21 protein-coding genes are annotated in these 22,883 nt (G+C 60.5%); 7 read left to right on the top strand and 14 right to left on the bottom strand.

The features are described from left to right. Positions 1 to 8 precede the first annotated feature (8 nt). The 5 genes from fliD to lexA form a co-directional block, all read right to left on the bottom strand. The gene (gene fliD / locus ACODSZ_RS07475; RefSeq protein ID WP_488927344.1) at positions 9 to 2,078 is read right to left on the bottom strand and encodes a flagellar filament capping protein FliD; all 2,070 of its coding nucleotides are present in this window, start codon (positions 2,076 to 2,078) and stop codon (positions 9 to 11) included. A gap of 228 nt (positions 2,079 to 2,306) precedes the next feature. Continuing rightward, positions 2,307 to 2,666, bottom strand: coding sequence for a flagellar protein FlaG (locus tag ACODSZ_RS07470; RefSeq protein WP_008328211.1), 360 nt, complete (start codon positions 2,664 to 2,666; stop codon positions 2,307 to 2,309). A 78-nt stretch (positions 2,667 to 2,744) separates the two neighbouring features. Further along, positions 2,745 to 3,833: a flagellin N-terminal helical domain-containing protein gene (locus tag ACODSZ_RS07465; protein WP_008328213.1), complete on the bottom strand. Its 1,089-nt coding sequence runs from the start codon at positions 3,831 to 3,833 to the stop codon at positions 2,745 to 2,747. Positions 3,834 to 4,158: 325 nt separating this feature from the next. After that, entirely contained in the window at positions 4,159 to 6,141 is a 1,983-nt protein-coding gene (locus ACODSZ_RS07460; protein WP_488927343.1) for a tetratricopeptide repeat protein, read from the bottom strand. A 213-nt stretch (positions 6,142 to 6,354) separates the two neighbouring features. Then, positions 6,355 to 7,014, bottom strand: coding sequence for a transcriptional repressor LexA (gene lexA, locus ACODSZ_RS07455; RefSeq protein WP_241821529.1), 660 nt, complete (start codon positions 7,012 to 7,014; stop codon positions 6,355 to 6,357). 328 nt (positions 7,015 to 7,342) lie between these two features. Here lexA and rpsF point away from each other — a divergent pair, with 328 nt between their 5' ends. The 7 genes from rpsF (at position 7,343) to ACODSZ_RS07420 (ending at position 12,400) form a co-directional block, all read left to right on the top strand. Then, complete coding sequence (gene rpsF / locus ACODSZ_RS07450; RefSeq protein ID WP_006462645.1) at positions 7,343 to 7,708, top strand: 30S ribosomal protein S6; 366 nt, start codon at positions 7,343 to 7,345, stop codon at positions 7,706 to 7,708. Positions 7,709 to 7,729: 21 nt separating this feature from the next. Next, positions 7,730 to 8,029 (top strand): primosomal replication protein N, encoded by a 300-nt coding sequence (priB, locus tag ACODSZ_RS07445; RefSeq protein WP_008328228.1) that lies wholly within the window; start codon positions 7,730 to 7,732, stop codon positions 8,027 to 8,029. A 54-nt stretch (positions 8,030 to 8,083) separates the two neighbouring features. Then, positions 8,084 to 8,368: a 30S ribosomal protein S18 gene (gene rpsR / locus ACODSZ_RS07440; protein ID WP_006462643.1), complete on the top strand. Its 285-nt coding sequence runs from the start codon at positions 8,084 to 8,086 to the stop codon at positions 8,366 to 8,368. A 26-nt stretch (positions 8,369 to 8,394) separates the two neighbouring features. Continuing rightward, positions 8,395 to 8,847 (top strand): 50S ribosomal protein L9, encoded by a 453-nt coding sequence (gene rplI / locus ACODSZ_RS07435; RefSeq protein WP_008328229.1) that lies wholly within the window; start codon positions 8,395 to 8,397, stop codon positions 8,845 to 8,847. Between the two features lie 202 nt (positions 8,848 to 9,049). Further along, positions 9,050 to 10,495, top strand: coding sequence for a replicative DNA helicase (locus tag ACODSZ_RS07430; RefSeq protein ID WP_008328230.1), 1,446 nt, complete (start codon positions 9,050 to 9,052; stop codon positions 10,493 to 10,495). A 200-nt stretch (positions 10,496 to 10,695) separates the two neighbouring features. Continuing rightward, positions 10,696 to 11,322 carry a DUF47 domain-containing protein gene (locus ACODSZ_RS07425; protein ID WP_008328231.1) on the top strand — a complete coding sequence of 209 codons (627 nt, stop codon included), beginning with the start codon at positions 10,696 to 10,698 and terminating at the stop codon, positions 11,320 to 11,322. 70 nt (positions 11,323 to 11,392) lie between these two features. Further along, a complete protein-coding gene (locus tag ACODSZ_RS07420; protein WP_034350240.1) occupies positions 11,393 to 12,400 on the top strand; it encodes an inorganic phosphate transporter in 1,008 nt (335 codons plus the stop codon). A 93-nt stretch (positions 12,401 to 12,493) separates the two neighbouring features. Here ACODSZ_RS07420 and ACODSZ_RS07415 read toward each other — a convergent pair whose 3' ends face one another. The 9 genes from ACODSZ_RS07415 to ACODSZ_RS07375 form a co-directional block, all read right to left on the bottom strand. Continuing rightward, entirely contained in the window at positions 12,494 to 14,197 is a 1,704-nt protein-coding gene (locus ACODSZ_RS07415) for a PhoH family protein (RefSeq protein WP_175342452.1), read from the bottom strand. Positions 14,198 to 14,656: 459 nt separating this feature from the next. Further along, positions 14,657 to 15,133 (bottom strand): peroxiredoxin, encoded by a 477-nt coding sequence (locus ACODSZ_RS07410; protein WP_081486042.1) that lies wholly within the window; start codon positions 15,131 to 15,133, stop codon positions 14,657 to 14,659. A 50-nt stretch (positions 15,134 to 15,183) separates the two neighbouring features. Then, positions 15,184 to 16,125, bottom strand: a complete 942-nt coding sequence (locus ACODSZ_RS07405; RefSeq protein ID WP_175342453.1) for a polysaccharide deacetylase family protein — start codon at positions 16,123 to 16,125, stop codon at positions 15,184 to 15,186. 263 nt (positions 16,126 to 16,388) lie between these two features. After that, entirely contained in the window at positions 16,389 to 17,444 is a 1,056-nt protein-coding gene (locus ACODSZ_RS07400) for a bifunctional UDP-4-keto-pentose/UDP-xylose synthase (RefSeq protein ID WP_008328236.1), read from the bottom strand. Positions 17,445 to 17,473: 29 nt separating this feature from the next. Then, positions 17,474 to 18,391, bottom strand: coding sequence for a formyltransferase (locus ACODSZ_RS07395; protein ID WP_008328237.1), 918 nt, complete (start codon positions 18,389 to 18,391; stop codon positions 17,474 to 17,476). Further along, positions 18,388 to 19,344, bottom strand: a complete 957-nt coding sequence (locus tag ACODSZ_RS07390; RefSeq protein WP_034350243.1) for a glycosyltransferase — start codon at positions 19,342 to 19,344, stop codon at positions 18,388 to 18,390. Before ACODSZ_RS07390 ends, ACODSZ_RS07395 begins: the two co-directional genes overlap by 4 nt. 191 nt (positions 19,345 to 19,535) lie before the next feature. Further along, complete coding sequence (locus ACODSZ_RS07385) at positions 19,536 to 20,657, bottom strand: DegT/DnrJ/EryC1/StrS family aminotransferase (protein WP_175342454.1); 1,122 nt, start codon at positions 20,655 to 20,657, stop codon at positions 19,536 to 19,538. A 101-nt stretch (positions 20,658 to 20,758) separates the two neighbouring features. Then, complete coding sequence (locus ACODSZ_RS07380) at positions 20,759 to 21,130, bottom strand: DMT family transporter (protein WP_175342455.1); 372 nt, start codon at positions 21,128 to 21,130, stop codon at positions 20,759 to 20,761. Continuing rightward, on the bottom strand, positions 21,127 to 22,854 hold the full coding sequence (locus ACODSZ_RS07375; protein WP_175342456.1) for a glycosyltransferase family 39 protein: 1,728 nt from the start codon (positions 22,852 to 22,854) through the stop codon (positions 21,127 to 21,129). Before ACODSZ_RS07375 ends, ACODSZ_RS07380 begins: the two co-directional genes overlap by 4 nt. Between the last annotated feature and the right edge of the window lie 29 nt (positions 22,855 to 22,883).

The following is a 22,883-nucleotide window of genomic DNA, read 5'->3' as shown; positions in this document are numbered from 1 at the left end:
GTGTCACTTCAACCGCTCTTGGCCAGGCTGGCCAATTGCTGGGTCAGGTAGCTCTGGGTGGACTGCATGCTGGCCAGCGTGACGTTGAGGCGGTTGAACTGATTGGTATAGTCGTCTTTGAGGTTCGACAGACGGGTCTGCACCGCGGTCTGGCGATCCTGGTTGATCTTCAGACTGGCTTGCAGTCCGTTGGTCTTGGAGGCAATGATGCCGGTATCGCTGAGCAGATTGGTCATCAACGTCTGCAACTTGGTGACGATACCATTTTTGGACGATGTGGTGTTGGTCGGATCCGGATCAGTGGCAGTGAACAGATTGGCAATGCCCGCGAAGTTGTTGGTGGTCGCCGTCGACAGCTTGGTCGCATCCAGTGCCAGTGTGCCGTCCTTCTGGAAGGCGATACCGATGTCGGAGAGGGTGCTGATGCCGTTGCCGCCATCCACGCTGGAGAACAGGGTGTTGCGCAACTGGCTCATGATGGTCTGCACCGATGACTCGCTGGCCAGCGGTGCAGACGTATTGGCCTCGCCCAGGGTGGTCGAGGGTGTCTGCGAGGTCATGCTGGCCACGGCCTTGGCCAGGGTGTTGTAGGCCGATACGAAACTGTTGGCCGCCGTGGTGATGCCGGAGGTGTCGTTGCTGATGTTGAGCGTGAAGCTGTCGGACGAGGTGGTGACCTTGGACAGGTTCAGCGTCACGCCCGAAATGACGTTTTCGACCTTGTTGCTGGTGCTGGTCACGGTCACGCCGTCGATGGACAGCTTGGCATCCTGTGCCTTGAGCAATTGGCCCATGCCGCTCATGGTCAGCCCGGAATAATCACCGGTCCCGGTCAGTGAAACAGCCGCCGTCGCGCTGCTGCCGGTGGGTGTGAGCACCAGGTGGTCGTTGCTGCCATCGTTGCTGATGGAGGCGGTCACGCCCGCGCTGGCGCTGTTGATGGCGCTCATGACCTGGTTCAGGTCGATGTTGCCGCTGCCGTTGGCAGTGGGGTTGATGGCCACGGTGGTGTCGCCCACCTTCAGGTTCAGCGTGCCGGAACTGTAGGTCTGGCTGGTGCTGACGTTGGGTGAGATCACCGTGCCGCTGGGGTCCGAGCTGAACACCGAATAATTGCCGGTGCCGGTGATCTTGATGGTGTTGGCCGCACCGCTGTCCTTGGCCGTGATGACCAGGTGGTCGTTGGTACCGTCGCTGACAATGGTGGCGTTCACGCCGGCATCGCTGCTGTTGATGGCATCACGCACGCCGGTCAGGCTATTGGTGGCAGGCTGGATGATGGTAGTCGAGCCGGTGCCGGTCTTGATGGCCAGGATGCCACTGTCGAAGGTGGTGCCGGGGGCGATGCTGGCCGAACTCAGCTTTTGAGTTTGTGCCAGCTGCGACACGCTGACCGAATAAGTGCCCGAGGCCGCCTTGGTGGCGTCACGCGGCGCCTGGGTCTGGGTCATGGTGCTCGGTGTCGAGCTGGACGGGTCGTAAGCGAAGGCGGACAGGCTGTTGTTGGCGCTCACCTTGATGGTGTTGGCCGTGCCGCCGGTGTTGGACTCCAGCACCAGGTGATCGCCGCTGCCATCGGTGACGACGGAGGCGGTCACGCCAGCCTTGGCGGCATTGATCGCGTCGCGTACGCCGGCCAGGGTGGCGTTGGCCTTGAGGGTGATGAAGGTCGGTGAACCCGTGCCGATCTTGATCGCAATCGAATCCCCGGCATTGTAGGTGGTGCCGCTGCTCACGCCGGCCGACTGGATCTTCTGCGCCAGGATCTTGGTGGAGTCGTCGCCGTTGATATCGGCGGTGAACGGATCGGTGGTCAGAGTGGACCCGGTACCGGCGTTGTTGACTGTGCTTTTCTGCGAACTGAAGCTGGCCGACGTGAGCGACTTGATCGCCGACTGGTAGCTCGACAATGCACTCTTGAGGCTTCCATACGCGGAGATGAGCGTGTTGTAGCTGCTCGCCTGGGTGGTCAGCGGGGTCAGTTGCGATTGACTCTCGGCCGAAACCAGCTGGCTTACGAGAGTGGCTACATCAAGCGGGCCTGCCGATGTGGAAATGGTGCCGGTGGAAGTCGCCACGGTTCAACTCCTGATACTTTGCGTGAAGCACAGCGCTGTGCAGTTTCCAGCGCGGTCAAGAGGAGACGGGCTCTCGAGTACGGCGTCGGGGAAAGAGGGACGCTGTGCGGGATGACTATCTGAATCCGTTATGAACTAGAGTAGTCGAATCCGACATGCGCAATGAACGAGCATTGACGCATGCGGTTATTCGAGCCACTGCAGTTCGTACCAGACTCGAGCTGACACTCAAGCCTTGTCCTTGATCAACAGGCCTTGCATCTTGTCGATGGACTTTGCGATGGCAATCGCTTCTTCGCTGGGAATCTGGCGAATCACGGTGTCAGTGGCAGTATCAACGACCTTGATGATGGTCTTGCCGGTATCCTGGTCCTTGGAGAAATTCAAGGCGGCGGCATTGGCGGCGGCAAAATCGTTGAGTTTGCCGACGGCATCATTGACTTCGCTTTCGGTTGCGCGGCGGGCTTCCGGAGTGGCCGCCGGTGCGACCGTCGATACCACGGGATTGGGCTTGTCGGCAGCCTTCGGTGCTGCATATGCAGTACCGGAGTCGCCAGCAGCAGTGATGTTAAGTGGGGCAATCGACATGGTACTACTCCCTTCCTTAAAGGAACGTGCGGAGAATAAGGTCTATCCCCCGCACGTCATCCTACCTAGCTATCAGGCTTATTTCAACAGCGACAGCACTTGCTGGGGTGCCGAGTTCGCCTGCGACAGCATGGCGGTACCAGCTTGTTGCAGGATCTGCGCACGGGTCAGGTTCGCGGTTTCCTGCGCGTAGTCGGTATCCATGATACGGCTGCGCGACGAGGTGATGTTCTCGCTCGACACTTGCAGGTTGCTGATGACGGCGCTGAAGCGGTTCTGCACTGCACCGAACTCTGCACGCTTGGAGGAGATCAGGCTGATGGCCTTGTCCAGGTTCTTGATCGCCTTCTGGGCATCGCTCTGTGCCGACGGAGCAGCCACTGCCTTGTCCAGGGACAGCTTGGCGCTGTCCACGGCCTTCTGCAGGGTCACAGCCGAAGCAGCCAGGGCGCTGGCCGACAGCGAGGAGCCGGTGGCGAACAGGTTGTCCAGGGCAGCCTTGGCCGAGGTGTAGGTGGTTTGAGCAGCGCTCACGCCGGAGGTGTCGCCCAGACCGATCAGACCCTTGGCGCTGGTGCCGATGACGTCGGCCATGGTGCCGTTGTTGGACAGGTCATCCAGAGTGATGGTGATCTGGTCGTTGAGCTTGTTGTCCGACACGTTGGCGCCGACCTGGAAGGACAGGGTCAGCGAAGCCTTGACGTTGGCCGACGAAGAGCCCACGCCAGCCGAAGCACCTTGACCGACACCGGTGAACAGGTTCTGGCCGTTGAAGCTGGTGCCGTTCAGAACGCGGAACACTTCCTGCGACAGCTGGGTGTATTCGTCGTTGAGGGTCTTGCGGTCTTGTGCGCTGTTGGTGCCGTTGGCAGCCTGCACAGCCAACTCACGCATACGTTGCAGGTTGTCGCCGACGGTCGACAGAGCGCCTTCAGCGGTCTGCGCCATCGAGATGCCGTCGTTGGCGTTACGCTGTGCAACTGCCAGGCCCTTGATCTGGGCGTTCATGCGGTCGGCAATGGCCAGACCGGCGGCGTCGTCCTTGGCGCTGTTGACGCGCAGGCCCGACGACAGACGTTGGATCGAGGTGTTCAGCGACGCTTGCGACGAATTCAGATTGCGCTGGGTGTTGAGCGACGCAATGTTGGTATTAATGACTGCTGCCATGTTAATTCTCCTAAGATTTGAGACCGATGATCCGAGTTTCAGTGCTTAACTTTGGTCTTCTACCCATGAGCCCCAGGCGTTTCAACCGCTGTTGATTGCTTTATCGGGCAGTCTTGGAAAAAGTTTAGGGTTTGCTGCAAAAAAATCTTTTTCAAGGCTTTCCGACCTAAAACTACGTGCTTTGAAACTCCAAGCACATGTTTTTCGACGGCACTTCAGAAAACTTTAGCGATTTTTTGTTGAAACTGAGAAATTTTGTCCGCCGCTGACAAAAAGCCCCGCTGGTGCTGCGCACAAAGCGGGGCGGTCTCTGGAGAGGGGCGTCTTATCCCTGCATTTTTTTCTGTTGCAAGATGACCAATTCGTCGGCAAGCCGGGTCAGGACCGAGTCCCAGTCGCTGATGGCGGGCTGGCGGAACAGGCGCATGCTCGGATACCAAGGGGAGTCGTCGCGATTCTGGAGCCAGCGCCAATCCGGTACATGTGGCACCAGGGCCCAGGTCGGATGGCCCAGGGCACCGGCCAGGTGAACCACGGAGGTGTCGACGCTGATCATCAGGTCCATATTGTGGATGGCTGCGGCGGTATCGGCGAAGTCCGTGCACAGATCGCCCAGGTTGTGAACCTTCTGTTCTGGCGGCAGGGTGCGCAGCCCTTCGGTGGGCTTGCCTTTCTGTAAAGAGTAGAACTCGATGTTCGGCAGGCTGAACAATCTGGCAAATTTGTTCAGGCTGATGGAGCGATGGCGGTCGTTGCCGTGTTCCGGATTGCCGGCCCAGACTACGCCCACACGCAGCTTGCCGGGTGCCGCGCCGCCCATGGCGGCGATGCGCTCGCGCCAGACCTCGACCAGGGTCGGATCGGCTGCCAGATAGCTCGGGAATGCCGGGATGTCTTCCACCGTATCGGTTCCCAGTGCGTAGGGCAGGCTCATGAGCACATAGGCGCAGTCGCAGGGTGGCAGCGGATCGCTTTCGCGGATGAGCGTGATTTCCGGGGTGAAGGACTGGAACAACCGGTACAGAGGATTCTTGACGTGCAGCGCTACCCGCGCGCCCTGTGCGACCAGCAGCCGGACATAACGGAGGAACTGGATGCTGTCGCCGAAGCCTTGCTCGTGCATCAGGAGGATGTACTTCCCGGCCAGCGAGGACTTTCCATCCCATTTCGGGATGATGCCGAAGAGCTTGTGGATCAACTTGTAGACATGGGCGCGCTCGCGCGTGATCAGACGGCTTTCGTGGCAGGCCCAGCCTTCCTTGAGTTCGCCGTGCAGCAACAGGCTCAAGGCCAGGTTGTGTTGCGCCGTCGGATAGTTGGGGCGCAGCGTCAATGCCTTGCGGAAGTTGGCTACGGCCTCATGGGTGTCGCCGTGATCATGCAGGACCGCGCCCATGTTGTTGTAAGTCAGCGCCTGCCTGGGATCCAGTTCGAGGGCCTTGTTGAAGAGCTGCATGGCATCCTCGAAGCGGTCCTGGGTCGCAAAGAGGCTGGAAGCAAGGCGGATGTAGCTGTTGGGATCCCTGGGGGCAATCTCGATGATGCGTTGCAGGTGCTCGTGCGCTTCGCTGATTTTCTCCAGTTTCAGATAGGCATCGGCGATCTTGATCTGGGCATAGGTGTCTTGAGGGTCGAGCAGGATGGCCGTCTTGAGCGATTCCAGTGCTTCCTTGTACATCTCCATGCCGTAAAACGCCTCGCCCAAGGCGGTATGTCCGGGTGCGAAACTGATGTCCAGTTCCAGCGATTTGAGAATCGTGGCCACCGCCTCCTGGTAGCGTTTGGCCTCGACCAGGGCGCGACCGAGGTGGGACAGGGGGCCGGGAGCATCCGGCTCCCGTTTGACTGCGTCCTCGAAGTAGGCAATGGAGGCTTCCGGGTCATTCTTTTCGTGCAGCGCATTGGCCAGGCCGATGCGTGCTGCCCGGTTTTCCCGGTCTAGCGAAATGGCCTGCTCGTACAGCTTGATGGCCTCGTCCACCCGGTCCTGTGCCAGCACGGCGGCGGCCAGGTTGCTGAGGTATTCGGCATTGGCGGGATCGGCCGCAAAGGCCTTGCGCAAATAGTGCTCAGCCTCCGGGTGCAGTCCCTCCTGGGTGGCGATCAGGCCGCGCGCGTGATTGGCGAAAACCAGTTCCGGGTCGCGTTTGAGAACGGCCACGCAGATGGCCTTGGCTTGTTCGGTCTGGCGACTGTCCAGCAGATCGAGACTCTTGCGGACATCCAGCAGATCCTGCAGGTTGGCCTTGGCGGCGGCCGGGGCCGGAACGGGTTTGCCGTGCTTGTTGCTGCTCTTGCGCGTCGACATCGAAAGGGGTCCTCTTGGTTGGGCGCATCGCTGGCGCCGGACATAGCTATCCAGCAGGCATGATATGCGCAACCCGTCACTTGCGAAGAGCTGAATAGAAAGCAAAAAACCTCCGTTTTAGGCGGAGGTTGATGCAGCAAGAGACGGCGCGCAGCCTGCTGGAGCGGCTTGCGGCCTGCTCGCCTGGTGCGGGGCGGTGGGCTGCCCCGGGGATCAGTTCCAGCTGCGCAGCAATCCGACGGCCAGTCCTTCGAGGGCGAACTGGTCTTCTTCCGGCTTGACGATGATGGGTTCGAATTCCGGATTCTCGGGGAAGAGGGTGATGACGCTGCCGGTCTTCTGATAGCGCTTGACCGTGACTTCATCGGCCAGGCGGGCCACCACGATCTGGCCGTTGCGCGCCTGATCGGCGCGGCGCACTGCCAGCAGATCGCCGTCGAGGATGCCGGCGTCGCGCATGGACATGCCGCGCACCTTGAGCAGGTAATCCGGCTTGGCCGGGAACATGGCCGGGTCGACCTGGTAGGTCTTTTCCACATGTTCCTGGGCGAGGATGGGCGAACCCGCCGCCACCCGTCCGATCAGTGGCAGGCTCAGCTGCATCAGCGCCGGATGGGGCAGGGCCATTTGTCGCGCTGCCACGGATCCTGGGAGCGCGCCGGACTCGCGCAGGCGGATGCCGCGCGAGGTGCCGGGAGAAATCTCGATGGCCCCCTTGCGGGCCAGGGCCTGCAGATGCTCTTCGGCCGCATTGGCGGAGCGAAAGCCCAATTCGGCGGCGATCTCTGCGCGCGTGGGAGGGAAGCCGGTGTTCTCGATGGCGTTCTTGATCAGGTTCAGGATCTGTTCCTGGCGCGCAGTCAGTTTGAGCATGGGGGTGGCCTTTCTCGGAGGGAAGGCTGTCTGGATGAACAGTCTGTATTTTTATACAGGTACAATCCTTGTGTCAACGGCAACATGCACTTTGCGAGGCGGAAAAGGCAATCTTTCTCCTGCATATATATAGGCAGACACATGAGATTTGATGCCGCCAAGTCGGAAAGTGTGGCGCGCTGACCGCTCGATCTCACCGCCGGGGCGGCGTTTGTGGGCTCAGACATTGCCCTGGTGGGCGAAAGCTAGTATGATCTCGGGTTTTCCTCTTCCCACACCCGTCTTGACGCCGGGGTGGGCGTCTTCAATAAGTCCATAAGGAGTCTACATGCGTCATTATGAAATCGTATTTATCGTCCACCCGGACCAAAGCGAGCAAGTGCCGGCGATGATCGAGCGTTACAAGGGCATCGTCACCACCCGCGGCGGCAAGGTCCACCGTGTCGAAGATTGGGGCCGTCGTCAACTGGCCTACCAGATCCAGAAGCTGGCCAAGGCTCACTACGTCTGCCTGAACATCGAAGTCGACAGCGAAACGCTGGCTGAAATCGAAACCGGCTTCAAGTTCAACGACGCCGTCCTGCGCCACCTGACCGTCAAGATGAAGAAGGCCGAAACCGGTCCTTCCCCCATCCTGAAGGCAGTGCAGAAGGAAGACGCGGCCAAGAGCCGTACCGAAGCACCGGCAGCTTAAGCGCTGCGAACATCGCGGAGAGTGAACCAGTTTCAAGTCATCGCCAGCCTGGCAGAACGTGATGTTTTACGTTACACGCCGGCCGGTATCCCGATTGTCACTGCCAGGTTGCAGCATCAGTCGGAACAGATGGAAGCTGGCATGCAGCGTCAGGTCGAATTCGAGATCGCAGCGCTGGCAGCAGGGGAAATCTCCGGTGCCCTCAACAAGGCGGCACTGGGGGAAGTCTTCCGGTTCACCGGCTTTCTGGCCCGCAGGAATCGCAACAGCAAGAGTGTCGTGTTTCATATCGTTGATTTTGGCCCGGTCGCGTCGGATTGAAGACGCAAGGTAGCCAAACAGACCTTACCCAATTTTTAGATACAGGAGCCAACCATGGCATTCGGTAAAAAGTTCGATAAAAGCAAGCTGAAAAACAAGCGTCAACAGCAAAACCCGCTGTTCAAGCGCAAGAAATTCTGCCGTTTCACCGCCGCTGGCGTTGAACAGGTCGATTACAAGGACGTGGACACCCTGAAGGACTTCGTCCAGGAAAACGGCAAGATCATGCCGGCACGCCTGACCGGTACCAAGGCCCACTACCAGCGTCAAGTTGACACCGCCATCAAGCGCGCGCGTTACCTGGCCCTGCTGCCGTACACCGATCTGCACAACGCCTAATCAGCGTCGAGAAATAGGAGAAAAACATGCAAGTCATTCTGTTGGAAAAAATCGTGAATCTCGGCGGTCTGGGTGATGTCGTGCGCGTCAAGGACGGTTTCGCACGCAACTTCCTGATCCCGCAACGCAAGGCCCGCCGCGCTACCGATGCAGCCATCGCTGAATTCGAAGCCAAGCGCGCCGAGCTGGAAAAGGCCGCTGCCGAGAAGCTGGCCGCCGCTCAAGCCCAAGGCGAAAAGCTGGCTGGCGCCACCGTGGAAGTCGCTCAGAAGGCCGGTGTTGACGGTCGTCTGTTCGGTTCCGTGACCAACTTCGACATCGCTGAAGCGCTGGGCAAGAAGGGCTTCGCCGTCGAAAAGTCGCAAGTGCGTCTGCCCAACGGCCCGCTGAAGATCGTTGGCGAACACCCGGTGTCGGTGGCTCTGCACACCGACGTGGTGGTCGACGTCACCATCGCAGTCAAGGGCGAGCAAGCGTAATACGCCTGTTTGCTGCAATTCGTTTTGCAATGGAAAAGCCGGGTTCGCCTGGCTTTTTTATTGTCTTTGCCTCCGGCGTCCCGCTGGCGGTCGTCGCGATCCGCCGGGATGTCGGGGGCTTCATATGGCATTCGTTCATATGAAGTGGCAGGTCGTGCAAAAACGTTCGGCCTGACCTACGGCTTCACATCAGCAGGTTATAATGCGCGCCATGAAAGAATCGTCCCGCGGCAATCCAGAATTTTTCCGTGGCCAGAAGGAGTCCTCCGATCCCCAGATCGATGCGCTCCGCGTGCCGCCACACTCCATCGAGGCCGAGCAGTCGGTGCTGGGCGGCCTGCTGCTGGACAACGCAGCCTGGGACCGCATTGCCGATTTCGTCAGCGCTGACGACTTCTATCGCTACGACCATCGCATCATCTTCGAGCACATCGTCAAGCTCATCAACAGCACCAAGCCGGCTGACGTCATCACCGTCTATGAAGCCATGTCCACCAGCGGCAAGGCCGAAGAGGTGGGTGGCCTGGTGTATCTGAATGCGCTGGCGCAAAACACCCCTTCTGCTGCCAACATCCGCCGCTATGCCGAGATCGTCCGTGATCGCGGTATCCTGCGCAAGCTCATCACGGTGGCCGACGAAATTTCCGGTAACGCCTTCAATCCGCAGGGCAAGGATGTGAAGTCCATGCTGGACGAGGCCGAATCCAAGATCTTCGCCATCGCCGAAGAAGGTTCGCGTGGCTCCCAGGGTTTCATGGAAATCCAGCCGCTGTTGACGCAGGTGGTCGAACGCATCGACGAACTCTACAACCGCGACAGCTCCAGCGACATCACCGGCGTACCCACCGGCTTCATGGACCTGGACAAGATGACTTCCGGCCTGCAGCCGGGTGACCTGATCATCGTCGCGGGTCGTCCTTCCATGGGTAAAACCGCTTTCTCGATCAATATCGGCGAACATGTGGCCATCGAGTCGGGTCTGCCGGTGGCCGTGTTTTCCATGGAAATGGGCGGGGCCCAGCTGGCCATGCGTATGCTGGGTTCGGTCGGTCGGCTGGATCAGCACCGCCTGCGTACCGGCCGCCTGCTCGACGAGGACTGGCCGCGGCTGACGCACGCCATCCAGAAGATGAACGATGCTCAGTTCTACATCGATGAAACCCCGGCGCTGTCGCCCATCGAATTGCGCGCACGTTCGCGCCGCCTGGCGCGTCAATGCGGCAAGCTGGGCCTGATCATCATCGACTACCTGCAGCTCATGTCCGGCAACGGCGGCAGCTCTTCCGAAAACCGCGCCTCCGAAATCTCGGAAATCTCGCGTAGCCTGAAGGGCCTGGCCAAGGAACTCAATTGTCCGGTGATCGCCCTGTCGCAGCTGAACCGCTCGCTGGAGCAGCGTCCCAACAAGCGTCCCGTGATGTCCGACTTGCGCGAATCGGGTGCCATCGAGCAGGATGCGGACGTCATTTTGTTCATTTACCGCGATGAAGTTTACAATCCGGACTCGCCCGACAAGGGCACGGCGGAAATCATCATCGGCAAGCAGCGTAATGGCCCCATCGGCAGCATTCGCCTGTCCTTCCTGGGGATGTATACCAAGTACGACAACTATATCGGCAATCTGGCGCAGCCTTACGGCGGCGACTGAGGCCATGGGCGACGCGCCGGTCAGGTGCGTCGCCGGAGGATCACGGGCAGCCTTTGGGCGCCCGTGGCATGCAAGGCGGACGGCTCCCAAGGCCGTTCGTGCAGGACCGGCAGGGCGGGATACCGGCTTCCATGGGGGCAGCCGCAGGCCGGTTCGAAACGGCGCTTGAACCGGGCGCTAACCATTGATGAGAGAGAAAAATGTTTGGACGATTGATGCCGACTGAAGGCAAATTCTTTGACCTTTTCAATCAGCATGCAGAGCTGGCGGTCAAGTGTGCGAAGGAAATGGTAGCGCTGATGACCAATTTCGATGACCTCGAAATCCGTGTGCATGCCATTGAAGCCGTCGAGAAGGAAGCCGACAAGATCACGCACAATGCCATCGAACTGCTGCACAAGACTTTCATCACGCCGCTGGACCGTGATGACATCCACCAGCTGATCACGCGCATGGACGATATCCTGGACCTGCTGGAAGACGCTGCCCAGACCATTTCGCTGTACGACATCAAGTCCATCACGCCGGAGGCCAAGCGCCTGGCCGAGCTGTGCCTGTCCTGCGCCGAGAAGGTGCAGGCGGCCGTGGGCCTGCTGTCGAACATGGACAATTCGCGCCAGATCCTGGCGATCTGCCAGGAAATCGACCGCCTGGAATCCGATGCCGACCACGTCATGCGTGCGGCCATGTCCAAGCTGTTCCGCGATGAACCTGATGTACGCACCCTGATCAAGCTCAAGGCCATCTACGAAATCCTGGAAACCGTCACCGACCGCTGCGAAGACGTGGCCAACATCATCGAAGGCATCATCGTCGAAAACGCCTGATCTGTCGGCGTAGCGGCGATTCCCTCGATTTCCGACGGGGACGCCGCTGGTTTCACACAACGGTTTCCCCATGCAAACAATCCAAATCAGCTTACATATTCTCGCGTTGTTGATCGTCCTGGCCTTGCTGTTCGATTTCATGAACGGTTTCCACGATGCCGCCAACGCGATCGCTACCGTGGTCTCGACCGGCGTGCTGCGCCCGCAGACCGCCGTGGCCATGGCGGCCTTCTTCAATCTGGCCGCCGTGTTCGTGTTTCACCAGCTGCACGTGGCGGCCTCGGTGGGCAAGGGCACCATCGAGCCAGCCATCGTTGACCAGTACGTCATCTTCGGAGCCCTCATCGGTGCCATCTTCTGGAACCTGGTGACCTGGTACTACGGTATTCCGTCCTCGTCCTCGCATGCTCTGATCGGCGGCCTGGTCGGTGCGGCCGTGGCCAAGGCCGGTACCGGGGCGCTGATCTCGGCGGGTCTGTTGAAGACGATTCTCTTCATCGTGCTGTCTCCCTTGCTGGGCCTGGTGTTCGGCTCGCTGATGATGCTTGCGGTATCGTGGATCTTCTACCGCTCCACGCCGCGCAAGATCGACGGCTGGTTCCGGCGCCTGCAATTGCTGTCGGCCTCCATGTACAGCCTGGGCCACGGCGGCAATGATGCGCAGAAGACCATCGGCATCATCTGGATGCTGCTGATCGCCTCCGGCTATTCCTCGCCGGATGCACCGCCGATGTGGGTCATCATTGCCTGCTACTGCGCCATCAGCCTGGGTACGCTCTTCGGTGGCTGGCGCATCGTCAAGACCATGGGCCAGAAAATCACCAAATTGAAGCCGGTCGGTGGTTTCTGCGCCGAAACCGGTGGCGCGATCACCCTGTTCATCGCCACGGCGCTGGGCATTCCGGTCTCGACCACGCACACCATCACCGGCGCCATCGTCGGCGTGGGGGCAGCACAGAAGATGTCGGCCGTGCGTTGGGGCGTGGCCAGCAACATCGTCTGGGCGTGGATCTTCACCATCCCGGCCTCGGCCTTCGTGGCGGCGATCGCGTGGTGGATCGGCGTGCACGTGCTGTAAGTCGTTCCCGTTGGCGCGGCACTCGCCGCGCCGTGCAAAAGCAAAAAGCCACGTTTTCACGTGGCCTTTTGCATTGATGCTGAAGAAAAATGATTACAACACGTCGCTGGCGTGATCGGCCAGGCGCGAGCGTTCGCCCCGCGCCAGGGTGACATGCCCGCTGTGCGCCCAGCCCTTGAAGCGGTCGACCACATAGGTCAGGCCGCTGGAGCCTTCGGTCAGGTAGGGCGTGTCGATCTGGGCAATGTTGCCCAGGCAGACGATCTTGGTGCCGGGACCGGCGCGCGTGACCAGGGTCTTCATCTGCTTGGGCGTCAGGTTCTGGGCCTCGTCGATGATCAAGAACTTGTTCACGAAAGTGCGGCCGCGCATGAAGTTGAGCGACTTGATCTTGATGCGCGAGCGGATCAGATCCTGGGTTGCAGCGCGACCCCATTCACCGGCATCGCCATCGGACTTGTTGAGCACTTCGAGGTTGTCATCGAAGGCGCCCATCCAGGGCCCCATCTTCTCTTCTTCCGTTCCCGGCAGGAAACCGATGTCTTCACCGACCGGCACCGTCACGCGGGTGACGATGATTTCGTTGTAGAGCTTGGTCTCCAGCACCTGCGCCAGGCCCGAGGCCAGTGCCAGCAGGGTCTTGCCGGTACCGGCCTGGCCCAGCAGGGTGACGAAATCACACTCCGGGTTCATCAGCAGGTTCAGCGCGAAGTTCTGCTCGCGGTTGCGCGCAGTGATGCCCCAGACACTGTTCTTGGCATGGCCAAAGTCGCGCAGGGTCTGCAACACGGCGGTCTTGCCGTTGATCTGGCTGACCTGACCGTAGAAGGCCGGCTCGCCATTCTTGGGTTCGATGAAGACGAACTGGTTGACCAGCAGCGACGGCACGTAGGGGCCGGTCACACGGTAGTAGGTATAGCTGCTGCCGTGGCGGCTTTCCTGCCAGGACTCCATGCCCTTGCCGTGCTTGTTCCAGAAGTCATCCGGCAACTGCTGGATACCCGAATACAGCAGGTCGGTATCTTCCAGCACATGGTCATTGAAGTAATCTTCGGCGGGCAGACCGATGGCACGCGCCTTCAGACGCATGTTGATGTCCTTGGAGACCAGCACTACCGGACGTTCCGGATACTGCTGGTCCAGTGCGCGCACCACACCCAGGATCTGGTTGTCGGCCTTGCCCTCGGGCAGGCCTTCGGGCAGGGCGGCGTTCTGCAGCTTGGTCTGGAAGTACAGACGGCCCTTGGCATCCTTGTTGCCCAGCTTGGACAAGGGAATGCCCAGGTCGATCGCATCTTCGGCAATATCCGACACCAGCGCATCCAGCGAACGCGAAATCTGGCGCGCATTGCGGGCCACTTCGGACATGCCCTTCTTGTGGTTGTCCAGTTCTTCCAGCGTGACCATGGGCAGGTAGATGTCGTGTTCCTCGAAGCGGAACAGCGAGGTCGGATCGTGCATCAGCACGTTGGTATCCAGCACGAACAGCTTGGACTTGCCCAGCTTGTCGGCCACGCGGCTGGTGGGCGACTTGGGACGGACTTCGGTGCTCTTGGGAGCGACCTTGGGTTTCTCGGCCACGGCGGCAGTCTTGCCGGTGATGCGCGCACGGGGCGCTGCGACCTTGGTGTCGGAGACGTCGGCAACGGCAACTGCAACTTCTTGTGGTGCAACTACGGCAGCGGAGGTTTCAACGAGAGTGATGTTCGGTTTGACGGGCTTGTTGCGATCGGCCTTGGGATAGTCCTCGGGAGACAGCATCGAAGCTGGTTTGCTCGGCATTTTGGGCAGGGGCATCAGGACCTCGGAAGTGGATGAAGAAAACACCGCTTTGTCAGAGCGAACAGGTGAAGCAATACATCAGACAGCAAAGGGAGGGATCTTGCTGCGGGGCCGGGCATGCCAATGAAATCCTTGCACCTGTCGTGCAGCGTGCCGGACGGGTCCGGACGGTATGCCGACAGGCAATGGGCGAGGGCTTGATTGGCCTGGACGGCGAGGGTGGCAAAGTAAAAAGTAAAAAAGCCGTTTCGGCAGGCCTCGGGCCTTAACCTGAAACGGCTTCCAGCAAACGTTTTTCTGTTTGAATTCAATGGCTTGTATCGTTTGACCGCATGGTTGGAACACGTCGCAGGCACTTGCCAGGTACCGGCGCCGCGGCCTGAATCGAAGTCTGCTTCCGGCGGCTGGACGCAGCAGCCTGATGGGCTATTGCGATGCAGCAACCGGACCGCCTGTTCAGGTATGAAACTTCATTCAGGCCAGGGTTTTGATGAAGGACAGCACCTCATCCACGTGTGCAGGAACCTTCACTCCACGCCATTCTTTCACCACTTTGCCTGCGGCGTCAATCACAAACGTGCTGCGCTCCACGCCGCGCACCTGCTTGCCATACATGTTTTTCATCTTCATGACATCGAACATGGTGCACAGGCTTTCGTCGGGATCGGAGATCAGCTCGAAGGGCATGCCCAGCTTGCCCTTGAAGTTTTCGTGGGACTTCAGGCTGTCGCGGCTGATGCCGAAGATTTCGGTATTGGCGGCCTGGAACTCGGGATGCAGGTCGCGGAACTGCATGCCCTCGGTGGTGCAGCCGGGGGTGTTGTCCTTGGGATAGAAGTACAGGACCAGGTTCTTGCCGCGATAGTCGGCCAGGTTGAAGGTCTTGCCACTGGTCATGGCGGCCGAGAAGTCCGGCACGGTCTTGTTCAGGAGGGATGGTCGGTCTGTCAAAGTGGCGCCCCGTAGGTGAAATCTTGTTGGTGGAGGGTTGGCTGGCGGGATTACATGGCCTGCACGATCATCTCGCCTGAACGGCCGGGCAACTCGCCCCAGGCGATCGGCAGGATGGGCAGGACATCATTCTTGATGCTCTGGTAGTAGTCGCCCATGGACACCAGTTCATAGCCTTGGGCACGCCAGCCGGTGAGCAGTCGTTCGAAAATGGGGCCGAGTTTCTGTCCTTCAAGTTCCGCGTGCAGGGTGAAAACGTGATCACGTGGTTCTTTGGTCAACTGAAGCAAAAACTCAGCGGCATTGCCCGCATCGATCATCTTGCCGCCGATCTCGCGGCCCAGGATTTCGTCCAGCGTGGGCAGCGTGGTCGGCAACTGCACGCAGGACAGCGGTTTGCCGAAGGCCGAGAGGCGATGCGGGCCCGCATCGGCATCGGCCAGGCGGCCATCCTCGCGCAACTGCGCGCGACCGTCCGAAGAATAGGCCATGCCGAACTGGTCCAGTTGGACGAAGGCGTGATCATTCATCTGCCAGCCGGCTGCACCGTGGGTACGCGGCGCCTGGCCGAAGATCTCGCGGTAGCGGGCATGGGAACGGTGCATGGTTTCGACCGTCCATTGGGCCGGGGCGGTGCGCACGTCGTCCTGCCAGACGCGGTGGTCCCAGGTATGGATGCCGCATTCGAAGCCGGCATCCCGGGCTGCGCGCATGAATTGCGCGCAGGTCTTGCCGATATCGGGGGCCGGCAGCAGGGTGCCGTACATCAGGGTCTTCAGGCCGTAGTGTTCCACCACCGAGGTGCGCGAGACCTTGCTGAAGAAACCGGGGCGGAAGATCTGTTTGAGTGCCCAGCCGGTATGGTCCGGGCCCAGCGAAAAGAGGAACGTGGCGCCCGCACCATGGCGACGCAGCTGATTGATCAGGTTGGGGACGCCCACGCGGGTGCCGCGGTAGGTATCGGCGTCGATCTTGAGAGTGAGTTTGGGCAATTCGCTGGACCGGAAAAGAAGGTAATCGGCGGTGGTCCGCCATGTTCTGGGCGTGGCGCCAGGCGTTGGTCTGCGGTGACGGACGACAAGTTGCGAGACTAGCATCCTGCGCGGGATAGAACAATATGCAGCGGCGCAGCATTGAGGGGCAATGCAGTGTCAGCTAAGGGATCTGTTCTGCATTCAAGCCGGCCGGGAAATGAGCAAAAAAGCAAAACCGCGCCGAAGCGCGGTTTGCCTTGGTCCATCTGACAAGCAGACGATCAGTCCATCAGCGCACGAGCCTGAGCCACCTGGCTGCGGTAGGCGTCGAAGATATTGCGCAGGGTGTCGGCCATGGTGGTCTTGGGCGCCCAGTTCAGTTCTTCGCAGGTGTTGGTGATCTTGGGCACGCGGTTCTGCACGTCCTGGTAACCCTTGCCGTAGTAGGCAGCGGAGGTGGTCTCGACCAGTTGCACCTGCTTGGCGGTCTCGGCGTACTCAGGATACTCGGCGGCCAGCTTCAACATCATGTCAGCCAGATCCTTGATGGAGTAGTTGTTGGTCGGGTTGCCGATGTTGTAGATCTTGCCGGAGGCTACGCCGCCTTCGTTGGCGATGATCTTCATCAGGGCATCGATGCCGTCATCGATGTAGGTGAAGGCGCGCTTCTGCTGGCCGCCGTCGACCAGGGAGATGTTCTCGCCACGGACGATGTGGCCGAAGAACTGGGTCACCACGCGCGACGAACCTTCCTTGGGGGTGTGGATCGAGTCCAGGCCGGCGCCGATCCAGTTGAACGGACGGAACAGGGTGAAGTTCAGGCCCGATTCCATGCCATAGCCCCAGATCACGCGGTCCATCAGCTGCTTGGCGCAGGAGTATATCCAGCGCGGCTTGTTGATGGGGCCGCAGATCAGTTCGGATTCTTCCGGATCGAACTCCTCGTCATGGCACATGCCATAGACTTCCGAGGTCGAGGGGAAGACCAGGTGCTTCTTGTACTTGGCCGCCGAACGCACGATCGGCAGGTTGGCTTCGAAGTCCAGCTCGAAGACGCGCAGCGGGGCATTCACGTAGGTCGACGGGGTGGCGATGGCCACCAGCGGCAGGATCACGTCGCACTTCTTGACGTGATATTCCACCCATTCCTGATTGATGGTGATGTCGCCCTCGAAGAAGTGCATGCGCGACTTGTAGGCCTCGTTTTCCAGAATGTCGGTGATGCGGTCGGTCATCATGTCCATGCCATAGACGTGCCAGTCCGTGGTTTCCAGGATGCGCTTGGACAGGTGATGGCCGATGAAGCCGTTGACGCCGAGAATGAGGACTTTTTTCATAATGTTGAGAGCTAGTGAATGGCCGGACTTCAGGAGGCCATGTATTTCAGGTAATTGTTGAGTGAAGCATCCTGATCATTGATCTGGATGCCCAGAATCTGCAGGAAGTTGCCATCGCCACAACGGGCGTACAACTTGCCACCTTCGAAGAACTTGTCCTGCGTACCGTGGGCCCGCTGCAGCGCGGGATGGGCCGCTGGCGGAACCAGCCGGGTTCTCGTGACCGTAATTTTATCACCCGCGATTTCTTCGAAGGCGCCAGGATAGGGCGGGGCCACCGCGCGCACCAGATTATGGACCTCGCCGGCGGTACGACGCCAGTCGATGCGGCCATCTTCGGGCTTGCGGCCGCTGAAGTAGCTGCCTTGCGAGAGCTCATTGGGCAGGTTGGGGGTCTGGCCGGCCAGCATGGCCGGCAGCACGTTCCAGAGCGTCATTTCGGCGGCCACGACGACCTTGCCGAAGACTTCATGGGCGGTGTCGTCGGGCAGGATGGGCACGGCCGTCTGCGCCACGATGGCGCCGGCGTCCGGCTTGACCGTCATTTCATGCAGGGTGGCGCCGGTCTCGGTTTCGCCGTGCAGCACCGCCCAGTTGATGGGCACGCGCCCGCGATACTTGGGCAGCAGCGAGCCGTGCATGTTGTAGGCACCGCGCCTGGCGCAGGCCAGTACTTCCACCGGCAGCATATGGCGGTAATAGAAACTGAAGATAAAGTCCGGCTGTGCGGCCTGCAGCTGGGCCAGCAACTGCGGCGAGCGCGCATCGGCGGGGGTGATGCAGGCAATGCCGTGCTCGCGGCACAGGCCGGCCACCGAACCGAACCAGATGTTCTCGGCAGCGTTGTCCTCATGGGTGACCACCAGGGACACCTGCACGCCGCGGGCGAGCAAGACCTTCAGGCAGCGTACACCCACATCATGGTAGGCAAAGACGACGGCGTTCATAGGGCTTGCTTGTCTTCTGAAGTAGCTTGCTCAAGGATGGCCTGCACCACATAGCGCGGGCGCGAGCGCACCTGCATGTAGATGCGGCCGATGTATTCGCCCAGCAGGCCGATGGAGAACAGGATCACGCCCATCAGGAAGAAGGTGATGGCGAACAGCGTGAACACCCCGCCCACTTCGGCACCGATGAGCAGGCGGCGCAGCACGATGAGGATGAACAGCGCGGCCGAAGCGAACGACAGGGCAATACCCAGCAGCGAGAAGAATTGCAGCGGCACCAGCGAGAAGCCGGTCACCAGGTCGAAGTTCAGGCGGATCAGGCTGTAGAAGGAATATTTCGATTCCCCGGCCGAGCGTTCTTCATGTTCCACCACGATCTCGGTCGGATTGCGCGCGAAGGTGTAGGCCAGCGCCGGTACGAAGGTATTGACCTCGCGGCACTGATTGACCAGGTCAATGACATTGCGACCGTAGGCGCGCAGCATGTTGCCCTGGTCGGTCATCTTGATGCGGGTGATCTTTTCACGCAAGCGGTTCATGGCCTTGGAGGCATAGGTGCGCCAGGCCGAATCCTGGCGCTTGCGGCGGATCGAGCCGACGTAGTCGTAGCCTTCGCGCATCTTGGCCACCAGGTTGCCGATTTCTTCGGGCGGATTCTGCAGGTCGGCGTCCAGGGTCACCACGACTTCGCCACGGGTGGCTTCGAAGCCGGCCATGATGGCCATGTGTTGACCATAGTTGCCATTGAAGAGCACCACACGCGTCACATCCGGGCGGATGCGGTATTGCTCGGCCAGGATGCCGGCGGAGCGGTCGCGACTGCCATCGTTGACGAAGATGACTTCATAGCGGTATCCCAGGGCGTCCAGCGCCGGGTAGAGGCGCTCGAACAGTTTGGAGAGCCCGGATTCCTCGTTGTATACCGGGATGACGACGGACAGTTCTGGTTTCATCAAATATCGTAAATTGCTGGAATTGCGTGGTGTCGGCACGGACGGAGCCGTATCGACGTCCATAAATCAAAGGCCCGATGCGCCACGATCAGCTTCATCGCGGCGTTCAGGCCAGGGAGTGTGCTGCTGCGACATTGCAGGAATGCAAATAAATCGAATTATGCCGAATTTCTTCGCATCAACCGCAAAAATCAGCCAAGCACCAATTTTACCGTTTCAACTGCGCGCTCAACGTCTTCTTTACTCATTGCATTGAACATGGGCAGCGAGACGATGCGCTGGCCGACGCGCTCGGCCACCGGGAACATGCCTTCCTTGAAGCCGCGTTCACGATAGAGCTTCAGCAAATGAATGGCCGGGTAGTGATAGCCGATGCCGATCTGCTTTTCCATCATCTTTTCCATGAAGGCGGCGCGGGTGATGCGTTCCGGCAGGACCAGCTGGAACATGTGCCAGTTGGAGTTCTCGAAGTCGGCCACCGGCAGCTGGGCGCCGTAGTTGGCTTCGAAGTCGCTGCCGAAGCAGGCGAAATAGTGGCGTGCCAGCGCCTTGCGATGGGCGGTAATGGTGTCAATATGGGCGAACTGCCCCAGGCCGATGGCGGCGGCCACATCGGTCATGTTGAACTTGCCACCCAGGACGTCCACTTCCAGGCCGTCGAAGCCGCTGCGGGTGACGCCCTGCAGGCGGTATTTCTCGGCCAGGCGGGCTTCCTCGGCATTGTTGAGCACCAGGAAACCGCCTTCGGAGCTGGTGATGTTCTTGTTGGCTTGCAGACTGAAGGAGACGAAGTCGCCGAAGGCGCCGATGCGCTTGCCATTCCAGGTCGAACCCAGCGCCTGGGCGGCGTCTTCCACCACGCGCAACTTGTGCTTGGCGGCAATGGCGTAGAGGCGGTCCATGTCCACCGGCAGGCCCGACAGGTAGACCGGGATGACGGCCTTGGTACGCGGAGTGATGGCCGCCTCCAGCTGATCCAGGTCGATGTTGCGGGTGACCGGATCAATGTCGGCAAAGACCGGGGTGGCGCCGGTCTCCAGGATCACGTTGGCGGTGGCGACCCAGGAGATCGGGGTGGTGATGACTTCATCGCCCGGCCCGATGCCGGCGATGCGCAGGGCGATTTCCATCGTGCAGGTGCCGGAATTGAAGGTGCGCACGATGCGCCCGTCCAGGTACTCCGACAAGGCCTTTTCGAAGGCCTGCACCTTGGGGCCGCTGGTGATCCAGCCCGATCGCAGCACGTCGCCGACGGCGGCGATGGTGGCTTCATCGATGGTGGGTTTGGCAAACGGCAGAAAGGGCAGGCTCATGGTGAAATCCGGTCAGACGATATTCAGTGGGGGGGGAGGGCCGCGCCAGGCGGCAGGGCTGTTGCCGGCGCGCCGGGCGCACGGCAACGCGGTATTGTAAATCAGCTTCTGGTCAGCAAGACCACACCCACGATGATCACGCCAATGGCCAGCAGGCGCTGCGGGGAGACCGCCTCGCCCAGGAAGTACCAGGCACCGATGGCATTGATGATGTAGCCCAGGGAAAGCAGCGGGTAGGCGATGGTCACATCCACGCGCGACAGGCCGATGATCCACACGCCGACCGAAATCACGTAGCAGGACAGGCCACCGATGATGGGCAGCTGGGTGGCCAGCTTGAGCCCGGTTGAAAACCAGTTGTCCGCCGTCAGGTGGATCGCGCCGACCGCATTGGTGCCGGCCTTGAGCAGCAATTGTGCAACTGCGTTCAGGCAGATGCCGACAAAGATGAAGCCAAATGTCGTCAGGTTCATTTCGCGGCCTTCTTCTCGCCAGCGGCCGGAACGGCGGGGGCCGGATCATTGGCCACGATCACCCGGCGCGGGTCCTGGCCGATCAGGCGCATGGGCAGCTTGCGCTCGACCAGCTGCTTGTAGATGGTCGGATCGATGATGGCGATATCCTTCTTGCCGGCGGTATGGTCGGCCACCCACTGTGCCACGAAGGCATCGACGGTCGGCAGCCACAGCTGCGGTTCCTGCTTGAGGCCGAACTCCATCTCATCGGCATGCTCCACCAGGATCATGGTGCGGCGCAGATAGAAGGGCAGGGCCTGTTCATAGCGGCCGACCAGATAGATCGGGGTTTCCGGCTTCAGTTCGGCCTGCAGGACAGGTACGTAGTCCACGCCTGCGGAATAGCGGCCTTGCGGGTCATGGCCCAGCATCAGCAACTGGCCGGCCAGGAAGGCGGTGGTCGCCAGTGAGGTCACGGCCCAGTCCTTGTGCTGACGCGCCAGACGGATGGCGGCGATGCCGCCGACGAAGAAGATCAGGGCGCCCGCATACAGGTAGGGCACGTGGGCTTCGATCAGCGGCAGGGAATAGGCGTTCTTGGCCAGCGAGGGTACGCGCGGGATGAAGGCCAGCGCCACCGCCGAGGGCAGGGCCACCAGCGAGCCGGCCCAGGCCAGCGCCTTGTAGTCGGCTTCTTCCAGATAGCAGGCGATCAGCAATGCCAGCGCCGGGAAGATCGGCAGGATGTAGGAGGGTAGCTTGGAGTCCGAGATGCTGAAGAACACGAAGATGAATACCGCCCACACCAGCAGCAGTCGCTTGGGCTGGAAGCGTCCGCCGTTGAGACTGTTGTAGCCGGCCGTATCGCGCTGTTCGCGGGTGCCTTTCCACAGGCTCTGGAAGAACACGCCCAGCCAGGGAATGATGCCCAGTACCAGAATGGGGATGAAGTAGTACCACGGACCGGTGCGGCTATGAATCTTGGTGGTGAAGCGCTGGAAGTGTTCGTGGATGAAGAAGAACTGCGGGAACTCCGGATTGCGCAGCGACACCGCCAGGAACCAGGGGGTGCAGATCGCAAAGAACAGGATCAGGCCCTTGATCAGGTGCAGCCGCTTCCAGATCGCCCAGTCGCGCGCGAAGACTGAATAGAGTACCAACACCGCGCCCGGCAGGACGATACCGATCAGACCCTTGGACAGCACCGCCAGCGCCATGCCGGCCCAGCACAGCAGCATCCAGTTGCGCTGGCTCTCGCGGGAGGCGCCGTCGCGCTGCGCCATCAGGAGCGAACAGAGGGCGATGGTCATCATCCCCGACAGCCCCATGTCCAGTGTATTGATGTGGCCCATGCCCGCCCAGAAGAAGCTGGAGGCCAGCACCAGTGCCGCATAGAAGCCCACGCGGCCATTGAAGATGCGGGTGCCGGTATAGCTCGCCAGGCCGATGCCGAGCAGGCCGCACAGGCCCGTCCACAGGCGCGCCTGCCATTCACCCAGGCCAAACAGCTCGAAGGTGATGGCATTCATCCAGGTTTGCAGGGGCGGCTTCTCGAAGTACTTGATGCCGTTCAGGCGGGTGGTGATCCAGTCTTGCGTGGCCACCATCTCGCGCGCCATTTCGGCATAGCGGCCCTCGTCGGTGGGCACCAGCACGCGGGCGCCCAGCATCCAGAACCAGACCAGCAGGAAGAGAATGATCAGCGTCCAGACGAACGCCTTGGATTTGTACAGGTCGCGCATTGACAGTGGTTCCTTGTTGCGTGTTCTTC

It is taken from the genome of Herbaspirillum sp. FG34, from assembly GCF_057809315.1.
This window is presented reverse-complemented; position numbering and strand designations above follow the sequence as displayed.

Coding starts and splice junctions, on each gene's coding strand:
- ACODSZ_RS07470 (WP_008328211.1), bottom strand. CDS start 2,666: ATGTCGATTGCCCCACTTAACATCACTGCTGCTGGCGACTCCGGTACT.
- ACODSZ_RS07465 (WP_008328213.1), bottom strand. CDS start 3,833: ATGGCAGCAGTCATTAATACCAACATTGCGTCGCTCAACACCCAGCGC.
- ACODSZ_RS07460 (WP_488927343.1), bottom strand. CDS start 6,141: ATGTCGACGCGCAAGAGCAGCAACAAGCACGGCAAACCCGTTCCGGCC.
- lexA (WP_241821529.1), bottom strand. CDS start 7,014: ATGCTCAAACTGACTGCGCGCCAGGAACAGATCCTGAACCTGATCAAG.
- rpsF (WP_006462645.1), top strand. CDS start 7,343: ATGCGTCATTATGAAATCGTATTTATCGTCCACCCGGACCAAAGCGAG.
- rpsR (WP_006462643.1), top strand. CDS start 8,084: ATGGCATTCGGTAAAAAGTTCGATAAAAGCAAGCTGAAAAACAAGCGT.
- rplI (WP_008328229.1), top strand. CDS start 8,395: ATGCAAGTCATTCTGTTGGAAAAAATCGTGAATCTCGGCGGTCTGGGT.
- ACODSZ_RS07430 (WP_008328230.1), top strand. CDS start 9,050: ATGCGCGCCATGAAAGAATCGTCCCGCGGCAATCCAGAATTTTTCCGT.
- ACODSZ_RS07425 (WP_008328231.1), top strand. CDS start 10,696: ATGTTTGGACGATTGATGCCGACTGAAGGCAAATTCTTTGACCTTTTC.
- ACODSZ_RS07420 (WP_034350240.1), top strand. CDS start 11,393: ATGCAAACAATCCAAATCAGCTTACATATTCTCGCGTTGTTGATCGTC.
- ACODSZ_RS07415 (WP_175342452.1), bottom strand. CDS start 14,197: ATGCCCCTGCCCAAAATGCCGAGCAAACCAGCTTCGATGCTGTCTCCC.
- ACODSZ_RS07400 (WP_008328236.1), bottom strand. CDS start 17,444: ATGAAAAAAGTCCTCATTCTCGGCGTCAACGGCTTCATCGGCCATCAC.
- ACODSZ_RS07395 (WP_008328237.1), bottom strand. CDS start 18,391: ATGAACGCCGTCGTCTTTGCCTACCATGATGTGGGTGTACGCTGCCTG.
- ACODSZ_RS07390 (WP_034350243.1), bottom strand. CDS start 19,344: ATGAAACCAGAACTGTCCGTCGTCATCCCGGTATACAACGAGGAATCC.
- ACODSZ_RS07385 (WP_175342454.1), bottom strand. CDS start 20,657: ATGAGCCTGCCCTTTCTGCCGTTTGCCAAACCCACCATCGATGAAGCC.
- ACODSZ_RS07380 (WP_175342455.1), bottom strand. CDS start 21,130: ATGAACCTGACGACATTTGGCTTCATCTTTGTCGGCATCTGCCTGAAC.
- ACODSZ_RS07375 (WP_175342456.1), bottom strand. CDS start 22,854: ATGCGCGACCTGTACAAATCCAAGGCGTTCGTCTGGACGCTGATCATT.